This is a genomic window from Amycolatopsis sp. NPDC004368, assembly GCF_053602515.1.
The window spans coordinates 49956-64641 of the sequence record NZ_JBSGDT010000026.1; the positions used below are offsets into that span (position 1 = coordinate 49956).

Consider the following 14686-nt stretch of genomic DNA (forward strand, 5'->3'; position numbering starts at 1 on the left):
TCGGGCCCTTCGTCCGTGGTGTCGGTGCGCAAGTCGATCATGACGCGGCGGGCACGAGCGTGCGGGGCGAAAGGACCGGATCCGGCGTGAACCGGATCACCCGGCACCACTATCCGAAGAAACTGTCCGAAGTGGCCGTCCGAAGAGGACCGTCAGTGGGTGCGCACCGGCGGGGTGCCGAGGACCTCGTTGAACGCCTCGGTGGACGACGGGTGCGTGTAGACACTGTCGCGCAGTTCGGTCGCGGTCAGGTCGTGGCGCATCGCGAGGGTGACGAGGTTGATCAGCTCTTGCGAGTCGACGCTCAGCAGCGTGGCCCCCAGGATCAGGTCGGTCTCGCGGTCGATCACGAACTTCATCAGCCCACGGGTCTCACCGACGATCTTGGACCGCGGCATGGCCGCGATGTCGGCGATGTGCTTCTCCACGACCTTGACCGGCAGCCCGCGGTCCAGGGCCTCGCGCTCGGTGATGCCCACGCGCGAGAGCGCCGGGCTCATGAACACCGTGTAGGGCACGAACCGGCGGTCGTTTGTGGACCGCTTGCCCTGCCCGATCAGCTGGTCGGCGACGATGCGGTAGTCGTCGAGGGAGATGTAGGTGAACTGCGGGCCGCCGTTGACGTCGCCGATCGCGAAGATGTGCGGCTGGCTGGTGCGCAGGAACTCGTCGACCTCGACGGTGCCGTTCGCCCGGGTGCGTACGCCGGCGAGGTCGAGGCCCAGGCCCTCGGTCGCGGGCCGACGGCCGGTCGCGGCCACCACGTCGTCGGCCGCGAGCGTGTGGGTCTGCCCCTCGACGTCGTAGGTGATCTCGACGCCGTTGTCGAGGTCGCGGACCCCGGTCACGTGGGCGTCGGGCACGAACGTGACGCCGGCGCCGCTCAGGATGCCCGTGGCCGCCTGGGCGATGTCCTCGTCCTCGCGCGGCATGATCCGCGGCGCGGCGTCGAGCACGACCACCTCGCTGCCGAACTGCGCGTACGTGGAGGCGAACTCGACGCCGACGTACCCGCCGCCGAGGATCGCCAGCCGCTTGGGCAGGTGGTCGAGGTCGATGAGGTCGGTGCTGGTCCGCAGCCGGCTGCTCGCGCGCAGGCCCGGGATGTCGGGGACCGTCGGCACGGCGCCGGTGTTGATCACGATCGTGTCGGCGGTGACCCGCAGCAGGTCGGACCCCGCGGTGACCTGCACCGTCTTGGGGTCGAGGAACGTGGCCTTGCCGGTGATCACCGTGACGGTGTCGATCGTGTCGAGCATGGCGAAGTTCTTGCCGCGCATGGCCGTGGTGAGCGCGCGCGTGGCCTCGACCGCCTTGCGGTGGCGCTCCGGCGCGGTGCCCGCACCGGGGTTCTCGGCGTGGTGGACGAGCGACTTCGTGGGGACGCAGCCGATGTTGATGCAGGTCCCGCCGTACATCTGCGAGGACTGCTCGATCATCGCGACGCGCTTGCCGAGGCGCCCCAGCGCGGCCGCGAGCGTCTTGCCGCCCTTCCCGAACCCGATGACCACCAGATCGAAGTGCATGTCGTCCATGAGACCCCAGCATGCGCCTCCTCGAGCGGTTCGACTACGCTCGAAAAGATCATTTTTCGACGAGATCGGATCAGCACCGGCGGCGCGCCGCCCGGTACCGGTCCCGGCGGAGCAATTATGATCGGCCCTCGCGCGGTGGTGGTCGACGGCCGCGTGTCGAAGGAGGCGGTGGGTGGTTACCCGGGCTGAGCGGAACGCGACGAATCCAGACCTCGGGGTGCTCTCGGCGAGGCTGCTGTTCGCCGTCCAACGTGAACTCTTCACGAAGCTCGTCACCCAGGGTTTCGACGATCTGCACCCCCGGCACGGGGTGGTCCTCGCCTACCTCGATCCCGGCGGGCTGCGGGCGACCGAGCTCGCCCGGCTCTCGGGCCAGGCCAAACAGGCGATCGGCCTGCTCGTGGACGAGCTGGAGGCGCTGGGCTACGTGTACCGCAAGCCCGACCCCGGCGACCGCAGGGCCAAGCTCGTCTGCCCGACCGAGCGCGGTCTCGACCAGATGCGCACGGCCGACCGCATCATGGCGACCATGCAGGACCGCCACGCCCGCCGCGTCGGGCGTGAGGCGTACGCCGAGTTCAAGCGCGTGTTCATGGATGTCGCGGAGCACCAGCGGCGCACCGTCGCGACCGACTGAGCCCACGCACCGAGGCCCGCGCACCGAGCCCCACTCAGCGAGGCCCGCTCAGCGAAGTACCGGTCACCGGCTGGTCCCGGGCATTGGATCACGGCCCGCGCGCACGCGGCGCAAGCCCATCGCGACCGCCCAGAACACGAGGAACAAGGCGACGACCACGTACCCCAGGTCGCCGAGGTCGAGCGAGGCGAACCACGACGTGACCGAGTCGTGCAGCTTGAAGCTGTCGTGGGTCAGGCCGACCAGCTCGACCACGCCGAGGGACAGCGCGACCGCGACCGAGAGCCACGTGATGGTCATCGTGTAGCGCAGCGTGCGCAGCGGGTCGGTCGCCGCCCACCCGTAGACGGCGGTCATGAACACGCCGTCGAGCGTGTCGAACAAGGTCATCCCGCACGCGAACAGCGCCGGCAGGATCACCACCGAGTACCACGGCACGCCGGCGGCGGCCTTGGTGCCCGCCACCGCCAGCAGCGTGACCTCCGTGGCGGTGTCGAAGCCGACCCCGAACAGCAGGCCGACGGGGAACATCTGCCGCGCGCTGTGCAGGGAGCGGGTGAACCGCCGCAGGAGGCGGGCGATCGCGCCCCGGTTCTCCAGCACGCGCTCGAGCTCGCCGTCTTCGAGCTCGCCCAGGCGGGCCTGCCGGTAGACCCTGCGGGTGCCGATCGCCGAGGTGAGGTTCAGCAGACCGACGAAACACAGGAACAGTGCCGAAGCACTCGTGCTCACGGTGGCGAGCACCTGGTGCGTGACCGAGGAGTCGCTCGTCATCGTGGCCGCGAACCGCGCGCCGGCGGCGACCACCAGCGTCAGCAGCAGCACCACGGTGGAGTGCCCCAGGGCGAACCAGAAGCCGACCATCGAGGACGCGCGCCGGTTGGCCGAGAGCCGCCTCGCCGTGTTGTCGATCGCCGCGATGTGGTCGACGTCGAACGCGTGGCGGGCGCCGAGCGCGAACGCGGCGAGCCCGACCCCGATCCCGAGGCCCCCGTGGTCGCCCACGACCCAGAGCCCGGCGACCAGCACCAGGGTCAGCGCGACGATCGCGGTCAACAGCACGACCAGGAACCGGTGGGCGCCCAGGAAGGCGAGCACGGTGTTTCTCACGCAACCCCCGTCTTGTCCGCGACCCGGACCGAGAAGGACTCACCCAGGGGTTCCGCCGTGAACCCCAGGTGCTCCAGCACTCGCAGCAGCGCGCCGGCCATGGTCTTCTCGACCGCGGTCACGCGCTCGTCGATCGGCTGGAACGCGGCGTCGTCGGGCGCCCAGCTGACGAGCACGCCACCGCCGTGGTCGGGCGGGCACTCCCGCACCTCGACACCGCCGGCCGGGCCCGTGGCGTAGATCGCGAACCCCGCGAGCTCCAGCTCGCGGCAGACCTCGCGCCGCAACGGCGAACCGATCGGCTCCGCCACCGTCACCCCACCGCTTCGAAGGCCGGCCCGCAGAGCTTGCAGGTCCGGGGTTTCCACGCCCGGCGGGCCAGGAACAGACCGCCCGCGGCGATCAGGGCACCGACCATGGGGGCGAGCATGTAGACCCAGAAGTAGCTGAAGTCCGAACCGAGCACGTACGGACCGAAGTCACGCGCCGGGTTGAAGCTGCCCCCGGTCGTGGTGCCGGTCAGCACGATCATGACGACGATAAGCACGCCGATCACCCACGGCGTCTCGCGCGGGCGCGGTTTGGACACCAGCCACGACAGCACGAGCAGCAGCACGATGGTGCTGAGCCCCTCGGCGAGCACCGTGGCCGCCCCGCTCACGCCGGGGGCCGGCTTGATCACGCCGTCGGAGATGTCGCGCATCCAGTGGCCCCACACGAGCCGGGCCACCAGTACGCCGACCACGGACCCGGCCAGCTGCGCCACCGCGTACGCGATCGTGTCGCGCACCGACAGCACCCCGCGGAGAGCCATGAACAAGCTCACCGCGGGGCTGAGGTGCGCGCCCGAGCGCTTGCCCGGCGGAGTCACGGCGAAGACGGCAACGGTGCCGCCGACCGCGATCCCGATCAGGAGGATCCGCAGCTGGACCGGCCAGCCGTGCAGGAGCGACGCCGGGGCCATCGTCAGCGCGATGGCGCTGAGCGCGTCGAACACCAGCAGCGCCGTGCCGAGCAGTTCGGTCAGCCACGCCGCCGGCGGCCACTCGCGGGCCTTCGGGTCCGCGTTCGGGCCGATCTCTTCCTGTGTCACGGCGTGCGAGCCGCGGACACGCCGATCATCGAGTCCCGGGTGACCAGTTCGGCGAGATCTTCTTCGCTCCAGTCCTCGGTGCCCTCGGGGCGCATCGGCAGGATCAGGTAGCGCATGTTGGCGGTGCTGTCGTGAACGCGGATCTTCACGTCCTCGGGCACGTCGGTGCCGAACTCCGCGAGCAGCGCGCGCGGTTCGCGCACGGCGCGGGCGCGGTACGGGCGGCTCTTGTACCAGTCCGGCGGCAGCCCCAGGACCGGGCGCGGGTAGCACGAGCACAAGGTGCAGACCACGAGGTTGTGCGTGTCGGGCGTCTGCTCGAGCACGATGAGGTTCGTGCCGTCGTAGTTGTCGATCCCGAACTCCTCGATGGCGGCCGTGCCGTCGGCGAGGAGGCGCTCCTTGAACGCGGGGTCGGCCCAGGCGTGCGCCACGAGGGCGGCGCCGCGCGAGGGTTCGTGCGCGTCGAGCGTCTCGATCATCTCGCGGACCTCGCCCGCACCGATGAGGCCCTTCTCGACCATGAGCTCGCGGATCGCCATCTGCAGGACGTCGAAGTAGTCCGGCTCCCCCGGCGCCGACTCGATCGGCGCGTGCGGGTCGGTGTGGGGATCGGCGTGGGGGTGTGCGTGTTCGGCCACGGTCATTCCTTGTCGTTCGAAGCGGCGGCGGCGTTCGGGGCGATCGGTTCGAGCCAGTGCTCGTAGATCTCGATCTCGACGACGTCGGCCGGGCGGCCGTCGTAGTCGGGCCACAGCGAGCTCTGGTCCAGCCGCACGCGGTAGAGCTGGACCTCGGTGCCCTCGTTGACGCCGTACCCCTCGAGCTCCGGGTTGATGAAGCGCGGCAGCACGCGCTCGATGGTGCCTTCCTTGCCGCGCACGTACACCGGCGTGCGGACGTGGCCGGGCGCGTAGCGCTCGGAGATCCGCACCGGGTCGCCCTCGCGGAAGCGGGTCTCGCTCACGCGTCCTCCAGCAGGCGTTCGCGGATCTCGGCCATTTTCTTGCCCAGCTCTTCGCTGGTGATGATCTTCTTCTCGATGAGAACCTTCGACGCGGAAACGGCCCACCGCTCGTAGTAGGTCAGTTTCCCGATGATCTCCGCACCGAGGTCTTCGACGCCACGTCGCTTTTCCTCGGTGTTCACCAACTGGTGCACGGCGAGCACATTGAGCAGGGCGTGGCAGCTCTTTTCGAAGGGGGTCATGTCATGTTCCGACCGGACCAACGGACCTTCGGGAAGCCCCCCGAGGTCGTGCGCCGGCCGGATGATCATCTTGCTTTTTTCCGACACTCGCTGCTCCTCTCCGATGTGCTCGATTTTTCGGTTCGGGCACCCGGGATCGTGGTGAATGAGCGTGACTGTACAACAGCTTCGGCGACATTCGCACCGGCCCGCACCAGCGTCGACGCGTGATCCGAAACCGACGGAAACTGATTCGATCGCACATGGTTTCCGTGCTCCGCACGGTGCAGAATCGTGCGGTTGTGGAGGAAAAAACAACGGCGGACGCGCCGCTCGTTCTGCTCAACGGCTTCTACCACGGCTCGTGGGCGTGGGCGGACCTGATCACGCGGCTCGCCGCCCGCGGACGGGGTGCCGTGGCCGTGGACCTCGCGGCCCACGGGCTGCTCGCGGCGTCGCCTGCCGCGGCCACCCGCCGGCCCTTCGACGCCGCCGCGTACGCCACCGAGGCGTCGCCGGTCGCCGGGATCGGGCTCGAGGCGGGCGCCGATCTGCTGATCGACCAGGTCAAGGTGATCGGGGGCGGCCGGGCGGTTTCCGTGGTCGCCCACAGCATGGGCGGCGCGGTGCTGACCCGGGCGGCCGAGCGCGAACCCGGCCTGTTCGCGCACCTCTACTACCTCGCGGCCTACATGCCCGCCTCGGACACGCCGTGCCTGGTGTACCCGTCGCTGCCGGAGGGGCAGGGCAACCGGTTCCTGCAGTTACTGGTCGGCGATCCCGAAGCCACGGGGGCGCTGCGCATCGATCCCGGCAATCCGGACCCGGCCGTCCAAGCGGGCATCCGCGACGCCTTCTACGGCGACGTGGCGGAAGAAAAAGCGGCGGCCGCGATCGCACTGCTGAGCTGTGACGCGCCGACGGCGATGGTCGTGGAAACGACCACACTCACGGCATCGGGCTGGGGTTCGGTTCCGCGCACGTACCTCCTCTGCACGCAGGACAACACCATTCCGATCGAACTGCAGCGGCTTTTCATACGCCAGGCGGACTCCGCGTTTCCCGGGAACCCGACAAACGTCGTCGAACTCACCGCTTCGCATTCGGCATTCCTGTCCGCGCCCGACCGGGTGGCGGATGTCCTCATCGATTCCCCGAAATGCTGACAGAACGGCAGCCGGCGCACCTGTCGGCGAAGTGACGCGAAGCGATCGGCGTGTTTCGGAAAATTGCCTCACCCGATCGCGCGCTGATTCCTGCCATCCGACGCCTGTGCCCGGACGCCCGGTTCCCGCGGCGAGCCGGCCCGGACGACGCCGGCATCCGGTCCACTGGTGAGCTGCCCACACTCGCACGGTGGTCCGGCGGGCTCCCGCGGCCCGGCGCACCGGGCGAGGAACCGTCATCCGGCGCCTTGACACCCTTCGTAAGGGAAATTTACCATTGCCGGACCGTCGGCCGGGAATCTCCGGCCGGCGACCGGCCTCACCCTCGAGGCGCCGGAACGAACTGCCTGACAGCCGCCACTGTCGCAGGAGACGAGCCGCTCCCCCGAGCGTGCTCGGCGATCCCGCAAAGGAGCGGAAATGACAGGTACCGCACTACGTCCGAGATCGGCGCGGGCCCGCTGGCGGATCACGGCCGCGGCCGTCGTCGCCACCGCGAGCGCCGGCGCCTACCTCGCCGCCCCGGCGCCTACCTCGCCGCCCCGGCACCGGCCGCGCACGCGGCCACCACCGCGAGCGTGTGGCTCACCACGCCCGACCACCAGAACCTGTTGAAGCAGCAGGGGAACGTGTCGTTCGGCTCCGGCGGCAGCGGCTCCACGATCACGGTGAACCCCAACACCACCTACCAGTCGATGGTGGGCTTCGGCGCGGCTTTCACCGACTCGTCGGCGTGGAACATCTCCACCTCGTCGCGGCGGGACGAGATCATGAACGCGCTGTTCAACACCTCGAACGGCATCGGGCTGAGCTTCCTGCGCCAGCCCATCGGGGCTTCGGACTACTCGCGCGGCTTCTACACCTACGACGACGGCGGGTCGGACCCGAGCCTGTCGCGCTTCTCGGTCTCCCACGACAACGCCTACATCCTGCCGCTGGTCAAGCAAGCCAAGAGCCTGAACCCGCAGCTGTCGGTGATGGCCACGCCGTGGAGCGGGCCGGCGTGGATGAAGGACAACAACAACCTCATCGGCGGCTCGCTGCGCAGCGACCAGAACGGTGTCTTCGCCGACTACCTCGTGAAGTTCGCGCAGGCCTACGGCGCGGCGGGCGTGCCGATCGACTACCTGAGCGTGCAGAACGAGCCGCGGTTCTCCGCGCCCGGCTACCCGAGCATGTACATGGAGCCGAACCAGCAGGCGAACATCATCAACACCCTCGCGCCGAAGCTGCGCGCGGCCGGCCTGTCGACGAAGATCCTGAGCTACGACCACAACTGGGACGTCACGGACTTCGCCGAGCAGGTGAACAACCAGGCCGGCAGCAACGTCGCCGGATCGGCCTGGCACTGCTACGGCGGTGACCCGTCGGCGCAGTCCCGGGTCTGGAACGACCAGCACAAGGACATCTTCTTCACCGAGTGCTCGGGCCACGAGTCCGACAACACCGCGAACACCTTCGCCGACACGCTGCGGTGGCAGGGCATGAACCTCGCGGTCGGCGCCACGCGCAACCACGCCCGCACGGTCGCGCTGTGGAACATGGCCCTGGACTTCAACCACGGCCCGGTGATCGGCAGCTGCGGCAACTGCACCGGCGTCGTCACGGCCAGCGGCGGCAGCCTGTCCTACAACGCCGAGTACTACGTGCTGGGGCACCTGAGCAAGTTCGTGAAGCCGGGCGCGGTGCGGATCGACTCGACCGGCTACGGCGAGGGCGGCGTCGAGAACGTCGCGTTCAAGAACCCGGACGGAACGATCGTGCTCGTCGCCGTGAACACCGGTGGCACGCAGAACTTCCAGGTCTCCTACGGCGGCCAGTCGTTCGGCTACTCGCTGCCCGGGGGCTCGATGGCCACGTTCACCTGGCCCGGCACCGGCGGCGGCACCACCACTCCCCCGCCCACCGGCCGCACCGGCCCGATCTCGGGCCTCGGCGGCAAGTGTCTCGACGTCACCGGCGGTTCGACCGTGAACGGCAACCAGCCGCAGCTGTGGGACTGCACCGGAGGCCCGAACCAGCAGTGGACGCTGGCCAGTGATGGCACCGTGCGCGGTCTGGGCAAGTGCCTCGACGTCACCGGCAACAGCACCGCCGACGGCACCGCGGTACAGCTGTGGGACTGCTTCGGCGCACCCAACCAGAAGTGGTCGACCGGGGCGAACGGCTCGCTGGTCAACGCCGGCAGCAACAAGTGCCTGGACGTGAAGGACGGCGGCACGGCCAACGGCACCAAACTGCAGATCTGGACCTGCTCCGGCGGTCCGAACCAGCGCTGGACGGTACCGGCGTAAGGAGTCCACACCGGACGTTCTCCACCCGACGCCCGTGACCGCAGCCACCGCTGTGGTCACGGGCGTCGCGCTGTGCACGGACTAGAGTGACGCCCGTCACCTCGTGCAACCGCCGCGTTGCCTCGTGGCCTTTGTGGAGTGAGGGCCATTGAACGACGGGCCCCGGCAAGGAGCACCAGTGGGTCACCCGGACTGGGAGGCGGACTACACCGCCTTCGTGCACAGTCGTGCCTCGGCGCTGCGGACCACGGCCTACGTGCTCAGCGGTGAATGGCACCGCGCCGACGACCTGGTGCAGACCACCCTGGTCAAGCTCTACGTGATCTGGCCCCGGCTGGTGCGCCAGGGTGGCCTCGACGCCTACGCGCGCACCGTGCTGGTGCGCACCTTCGTCCGCGAGAACCGGCGCAAGTGGCGGCAGCTCGAACTGACTTCGGCCGCCCCGCCCGACGTCGCCGCACTGCCCGAGGACGACCACGCCGGCCGCCTCGCCGTGCGCGCCGCGCTGACCCAGGTCCCGCCCCGGCAGCGGGCCGTGCTCGTGCTGCGCTTCTGGAACGACTTCAGCGTCGAGGAGACGGCGACCGCCCTCGGTTGCAGCGAAGGCACCGTGAAGAGCCAGACTGCCCGCGGCCTCGCCGCCCTCAAACGCGCGCTCGGCGAACCGGCCGGCACCCCGTCCCCGGAGGAGAGCGACCGATGAACGACGACGAGGCCCGCGCCCTCATCCACCTCGCCGGTCCCGACACCCCGGGCCCCGGCCACGGCGTCTCCGTCGACGCGGCCCTGCGCACGGGCCGCCGCCGGCGCGCCGCCCGCCGCGGCGCGGCGATCTCGGGCAGTGCGCTGGCCACGGCCACCCTCGTGCTGCTTCCGCTGCTCCTGCGCACGCCGCCGGCCGGCCACCTCGGCCCGGCCGCGCCGCCCCCGCCGCCGCCCACGTCGACGTCCACCACCGCGCCCACCCCCGCCGGCGGGCCGGCCACCAGGGACTCCCACTTCACCGAGCCCCCGCCCTCCACGACCGTGCGAGCGGCGACCGGGACCCACACCTCGCACGGGCCGCCGAGCACGGGCATGTCACCGATCTCGACCCCCTGACGGCCCGACCCGCCGGTCATCACCGACCCCGCACCCGCGGACCAGGCGACCGGCACGCCGTCCCGCCGACCACCACGGCCTGGCCACACCACCCCGCCGAGCCCCGGCCGCCCGTGTGCCGCCCGGCCGGCACCACCGCATGACCACCACCCCGGCACCACCCCGAACGGAACCCGCGCCATGACGACCTTGCTCTCCACCCCCGCCTCCGCGCCCACCACCCGGATCTCGACGCGCCTCGGCTACCTGCGCGCCGCCGGGGTCTACCTGGGCGTCCGGGTCGTCGGCGTGGTGGTGCTGGCTCTCTTCGCGTCCGGCAACAACCAGCCGCTGCTGGACCGGCTCACCGCGTGGGACGGGCAGTGGTACCTCGCGATCGCCGACGACGGCTACGGCGGCATCACCCACGGTCTCGTCGACGCCGCGGGGCACTTCGCACCGCACACGCCGCTGGCGTTTTTCCCGCTGTACCCCTTTCTGATGCACGCTTTGGCGACCGGGACCGGTCTGGACAGCACGACGGCCGGGCTGCTGATCAGCGTGATCGCCGGGATCGCGGCGGCGCTGGGTGTGTACCGGCTCGGCAAGGCGGCCGGGGACCAGCTCAGGGCGCAACGCCGCGGGCTGCTGCTCGTGGCGCTGTGGGCGGGCGCACCGCTGTCGATCACGCTGTCGATGGTCTACACGGAGGCCCTGTTCACGGCGCTGGCCGCGTGGGCGCTGGTGGGGCTGGTCGAGCAGCGGTGGGCGCTGGCGGCACTGTGCTGCGTCGGTGCGGGGCTGACGCGGCCCACGGCGGTGGTGCTGGTGGCGGTTGTCGTGTTCGCCGGGGTCGTGGCGTTCGCGCGGCAGCCGCGACCGGGGCCGGCGCTCGCGGCGCTGGCCGCGCCCGTCGGGCTGGTGGGGTACTGGCTGTGGGTGGCCCAGCAGACGGGGAGCCTGTTCGGCTGGTTCGACCTCGAGTGGAACGGCTGGCGCACGCGGTTCGACTTCGGTCAGGAGACGTTCGGCTTCGTCGGCCGGCAGCTGGTGCAGGGCCGGTCGGTGATGGAGGTCGGGAACGTCTTCGTGGTGTTCCTCGGGCTCGCCGCGGCCGTACTGCTGGCGCTGCGGCTGCGGGAACGGCCCCACTGGTGGCCGCTGATCCTCTTCGGCGTGGGAATGATCGTGCTCGTGGCGGGCACGGCGGGCATCCCGTTCGCGAAGGCGCGGTTCCTGCTGCCCGGTTTCGTCCTGCTGCTGCCTGTGGCCCAGGGCTTGTCCGGTCGCCTCCGCAGCACCTCCGTGGTGGCGACGGCGGGCTTCGTCCTCGTCGGGTGCTGGTTCAGCGCCTACGCCCTCACCGGCTGGCACTACGCGATCTGACCCGGTGGTGTCCACAGTGGATGATCACTGTGGACACCAGGACGTCGGGCCCCACCGGCGCGACCGCGTGTTCGTACACCGTGCGGCCGCGTGAACGACCGCTCGCGCTATGTGTGCCGGGGTATGGCACAGGGCGGTTTAGGCATTGGCTGGGCATGGCTCGCCGGGCATGACCTCGGTTCACCCCGCCCGACCGGTGCCCTCCGCGGCCGCCGAGTAACCCAACGAAAGGCCCGGGCGCCGACCCCACGCACTCGTGGACCGCCCACAATGGAGGGATCGGAGAACCCATGACGAGCACGTCCGGCTGTCCCGTCGCCCACGACTTCGACCCGCTCGCCGACCGTTACCTGAGCAGCCCCTACCCCGAGCTGAACCTCCTGCGCGAGCAGGCGCCGGTGCACTACGTGCCGTCGCTCGACCACTGGCTCGTCACGCGCTACGCCGACATCGCGGCGATCCTCGCCGAGCCGGCCACGTTCTGCGCCGCCAACGCCCAGGCGCCGCTCTCGGTCCTCGCCGACCAGGCCTGCGACATCCTCCACAAGGGACTGCGCAACACCCCGGTGCTCTCGAACTTCGACCCGCCGGGCCATTCCCGCGTCCGGCGTCTGCTGGCCCCGTTGTTCTCGCCGCGCCGCATCGCCCAGCTGCAGCCGCGGATCGAGCAGTTCACGACCGAGCTCGTCGACGCGTTCGCGGGCCTCGGCCGCGTGGACATCGTCGAGGCTCTCACGTTTCCCTTGCCCGCCTTGCCCCTCTTCCGCCTGCCCGGGTTCACGGACGAGGACGTCGAGCAGCTCAAGGCCTGGTGCGGCGAGAAGCTCGAGATCAACTGGGGCCGGCCCGACGCGGAGTACCAGCTGCGGGCGACCACCCACATCTCGCGGTTCTGGGACTACTGCGAGTCCTACGTCGAAGCCCGCAAGCACCGGCTGGGTGACGATCTCACCAGCGCCCTGCTGCGCCAGCGGGAAACCAACCCCGACGCGCTCGACGACCGCGAGGTGGCCGGCGTCGTGTTCGCCCTGAGCTTCGCCGGGCACGAGACCACGACCAACCTCATCGGCAACGCCGTGCGCCACCTGCTCTCCCGGCCCGGGCTGTGGCAGGAGATCGGCCGCGACCCCGAAGCCATCGCCGGTGCCGTGCTGGAAACCCTGCGCTACGACTCGTCGGTGATCGCCTGGCGGCGCATCACCACCCGGCAGGTCACGATCGGCGACACCGTGGTGCCCGAAGGCGCCCGGCTGATGCTGGGCCTCGGCGCCGCCAACCACGACCCCGCCGTGTTCCCCGAGCCCGCGGAGTTCGAGATCCACCGCGCCAACGCGAAGGTGCAGCTTTCCTTCGGCCGTGGCATCCACTACTGCCTCGGCCAGGCACTGGCCCGCGTCGAGACGGAGATCGTGCTGCGGCAGCGGTCGCAGCGGTTCCCGGACCTGCGGCTCGTGCCCGGGCAGGACGTGCGCTACCCGCGCAACATCTCCTTCCGCGGCCCGGTCGGCCTGTACGTCGAGTGGTCCGCGCGCTGAGGTCACACGGCGGGCTCGGCAGCGGCGGCTCCTTCCGCTTCCGTGGTCCGCCGCTCCATCGCGGACTTGTCCGACAGGGGCTTCTCCTCGAGCAGCCACACCACGGCGAACGCCACCGCGGCCACGATGCCGCCGATGAGGAACACCAGGCGCATCGAGCTCGCGAAGCCGTCGAGGATCGGGTGGGCCAGCACGGGGTCGAGGTTCTTCAGGAACGACGTGTCGTTCACGTCGACACCGCCGCTCATCTGCTGCGCGAACTCCGGGTGCCGGGCCAGCGCCGCGACGTAGGCCGGTGAATCCGCGGCCGAGCGCAGCGCCGAGGCGATGCGGTCGCCGACCGTGCTGAACAGGATCGAGAGGAACACCGCGGCGCCCACCGTGCCGCCGATCTGGCGGAAGAAGGTCGACGCCGAGGTCGCCACGCCGATGTCCCCGGGCAGCACGTCGTTGGTCGCGGCCAGGGTGAGCGTCTGCATCGCCGCACCGAGCCCGAGCCCGATCACGAACGCGATACCCATGACGACGGCGACCGGGGTGTCGACGCCGATCGTGGCGAGCCCGAACATCGAAGCGGTCAGCAGCCCGATCCCGACGACCGCAAACACCTTGTACCGTCCGGTTTTCGTGGTGATCAGGCCGCAGACGGTGCTGGAGATCATCATGCCCGCGGTGAGCGTGAGCATCTGCAGGCCGGCCGCCGTCGGCGTCGAGCCCTTCACGATCTGCAGGTACAGCGGCAGCGACAACATGGCACCGAACATCCCGATGCCCACGATCACCGTGACCACGGTGGCCACGCGGAACTCCGAACACGAGAAGAGTCGCAGCGGCAGCAGGGCCGAGTCCCCCATCCGGCGTTCCTGCAGCACGAACACCACCACCCCGATCGCGCCGACCACGAACATCGCGATCGACGCGGGCGAGCCCCAGCCCCACTCGCGCCCCTGCTCGGCCACGAGCAGCAGCGGCACGATGCCGAGCACGAGCGCGCCGGCACCGGCGAAGTCGATGCGCTGGTGCACCTTCGTCGTCGGGAGGTTGAGCACCCGGTTGACCACGACGAGCGCGACGAGTCCGATCGGGACGTTGACCAGGAACACCCAGCGCCAGCCCGTGATCCCGGCGACCGTGCCCGCGCCGGCGAAGAACCCGCCGACCACGGGACCGGCCACGCTCGAGATGCCGAAGACCGCCGTGAAGTAGCCCTGGTACTTGCTGCGCTCACGCGGCGAGGTGATGTCCGTGATGATCGCCAACCCCAGGGACATCAGCCCACCGGCACCGAGGCCCTGCACGGCGCGGAACGCGGCCAGCTCGTACATCGACGTCGCCGTTCCGCTGGCGAGCGAGCCCGCCAGGAAGATGGAGATCGACGTGAGGTACATGGGCTTGCGCCCGAACAGGTCCGACAGCTTGCCGTACAGCGGCGTCGAAAGCGTCGCGGTGATCAGGTACGCGGTCGTCGCCCACGCCTGCAGGCTCTGCCCGTGCAGCTCGTCCGCGATCGTCTTCATCGCCGACGACACGATCGTCTGGTCGAGCGCCGCCAGCAGCATGCCGAGCATCAGCCCGGACAGCACGGTCAGGATCTGGCGCTGTGAAAGGTGTTCACCGGACACGGCGCTGCTCGCCGTGCTGACTGAGTGGTCCATGGTCTCT

15 protein-coding genes are annotated in these 14686 nt (G+C 70.3%); 7 read left to right on the top strand and 8 right to left on the bottom strand.

Annotation, left to right across the window (positions count from 1 at the left end; genetic code table 11):
• Positions 1 to 152: 152 nt before the first annotated feature.
• The gene (locus tag ACWEOE_RS29810; protein WP_452014923.1) at positions 153 to 1535 is read right to left on the bottom strand and encodes an FAD-dependent oxidoreductase; all 1383 of its coding nucleotides are present in this window, start codon (positions 1533 to 1535) and stop codon (positions 153 to 155) included.
• Between the two features lie 172 nt (positions 1536 to 1707).
• Here ACWEOE_RS29810 and ACWEOE_RS29815 point away from each other — a divergent pair, with 172 nt between their 5' ends.
• Positions 1708 to 2172 carry a MarR family winged helix-turn-helix transcriptional regulator gene (locus ACWEOE_RS29815; protein WP_452014925.1) on the top strand — a complete coding sequence of 155 codons (465 nt, stop codon included), beginning with the start codon at positions 1708 to 1710 and terminating at the stop codon, positions 2170 to 2172.
• 63 nt (positions 2173 to 2235) lie between these two features.
• Here ACWEOE_RS29815 and ACWEOE_RS29820 read toward each other — a convergent pair whose 3' ends face one another.
• From ACWEOE_RS29820 to ACWEOE_RS29845, 6 genes are read right to left on the bottom strand one after another with little or no spacing between them, the layout of a single operon-like run.
• Positions 2236 to 3282, bottom strand: a complete 1047-nt coding sequence (locus ACWEOE_RS29820; RefSeq protein WP_452014927.1) for a HoxN/HupN/NixA family nickel/cobalt transporter — start codon at positions 3280 to 3282, stop codon at positions 2236 to 2238.
• Complete coding sequence (locus ACWEOE_RS29825; protein WP_452014928.1) at positions 3279 to 3593, bottom strand: hypothetical protein; 315 nt, start codon at positions 3591 to 3593, stop codon at positions 3279 to 3281. Before ACWEOE_RS29825 ends, ACWEOE_RS29820 begins: the two co-directional genes overlap by 4 nt.
• 2 nt (positions 3594 to 3595) lie before the next feature.
• A complete protein-coding gene (locus ACWEOE_RS29830) occupies positions 3596 to 4375 on the bottom strand; it encodes an MIP/aquaporin family protein (RefSeq protein ID WP_452014930.1) in 780 nt (259 codons plus the stop codon).
• Positions 4372 to 5016 carry a nitrile hydratase subunit alpha gene (nthA, locus tag ACWEOE_RS29835; RefSeq protein WP_452014932.1) on the bottom strand — a complete coding sequence of 215 codons (645 nt, stop codon included), beginning with the start codon at positions 5014 to 5016 and terminating at the stop codon, positions 4372 to 4374. Before nthA ends, ACWEOE_RS29830 begins: the two co-directional genes overlap by 4 nt.
• 2 nt (positions 5017 to 5018) lie before the next feature.
• The gene (locus ACWEOE_RS29840; protein WP_452014934.1) at positions 5019 to 5342 is read right to left on the bottom strand and encodes an SH3-like domain-containing protein; all 324 of its coding nucleotides are present in this window, start codon (positions 5340 to 5342) and stop codon (positions 5019 to 5021) included.
• Positions 5339 to 5653 carry a hypothetical protein gene (locus tag ACWEOE_RS29845; protein WP_452015036.1) on the bottom strand — a complete coding sequence of 105 codons (315 nt, stop codon included), beginning with the start codon at positions 5651 to 5653 and terminating at the stop codon, positions 5339 to 5341. The genes ACWEOE_RS29840 and ACWEOE_RS29845 overlap by 4 nt, the downstream gene beginning before the upstream one ends.
• Positions 5654 to 5826: 173 nt before the next feature.
• On the opposite strand from ACWEOE_RS29845, the gene ACWEOE_RS29850 reads away from it, so the two are divergent.
• The 6 genes from ACWEOE_RS29850 to ACWEOE_RS29875 all read left to right on the top strand — a co-directional run bounded on the left by ACWEOE_RS29850 (position 5827) and on the right by ACWEOE_RS29875 (position 13024).
• On the top strand, positions 5827 to 6729 hold the full coding sequence (locus ACWEOE_RS29850; protein WP_452014936.1) for an alpha/beta fold hydrolase: 903 nt from the start codon (positions 5827 to 5829) through the stop codon (positions 6727 to 6729).
• Positions 6730 to 7307: 578 nt separating this feature from the next.
• Positions 7308 to 9023, top strand: a complete 1716-nt coding sequence (locus ACWEOE_RS29855; protein ID WP_452014938.1) for a lectin — start codon at positions 7308 to 7310, stop codon at positions 9021 to 9023.
• Between the two features lie 178 nt (positions 9024 to 9201).
• On the top strand, positions 9202 to 9726 hold the full coding sequence (locus ACWEOE_RS29860; RefSeq protein ID WP_452014940.1) for a SigE family RNA polymerase sigma factor: 525 nt from the start codon (positions 9202 to 9204) through the stop codon (positions 9724 to 9726).
• Entirely contained in the window at positions 9723 to 10124 is a 402-nt protein-coding gene (locus ACWEOE_RS29865; RefSeq protein ID WP_452014942.1) for a hypothetical protein, read from the top strand. The genes ACWEOE_RS29860 and ACWEOE_RS29865 overlap by 4 nt, the downstream gene beginning before the upstream one ends.
• Positions 10125 to 10304: 180 nt before the next feature.
• Positions 10305 to 11489, top strand: a complete 1185-nt coding sequence (locus ACWEOE_RS29870; protein ID WP_452014944.1) for a hypothetical protein — start codon at positions 10305 to 10307, stop codon at positions 11487 to 11489.
• 290 nt (positions 11490 to 11779) lie between these two features.
• A complete protein-coding gene (locus tag ACWEOE_RS29875; protein WP_452014946.1) occupies positions 11780 to 13024 on the top strand; it encodes a cytochrome P450 in 1245 nt (414 codons plus the stop codon).
• A gap of 2 nt (positions 13025 to 13026) precedes the next feature.
• Here the strand turns inward: ACWEOE_RS29875 and ACWEOE_RS29880 are convergent, their stop codons facing one another.
• Complete coding sequence (locus tag ACWEOE_RS29880) at positions 13027 to 14679, bottom strand: MDR family MFS transporter (RefSeq protein WP_452014948.1); 1653 nt, start codon at positions 14677 to 14679, stop codon at positions 13027 to 13029.
• Positions 14680 to 14686 lie beyond the last annotated feature (7 nt).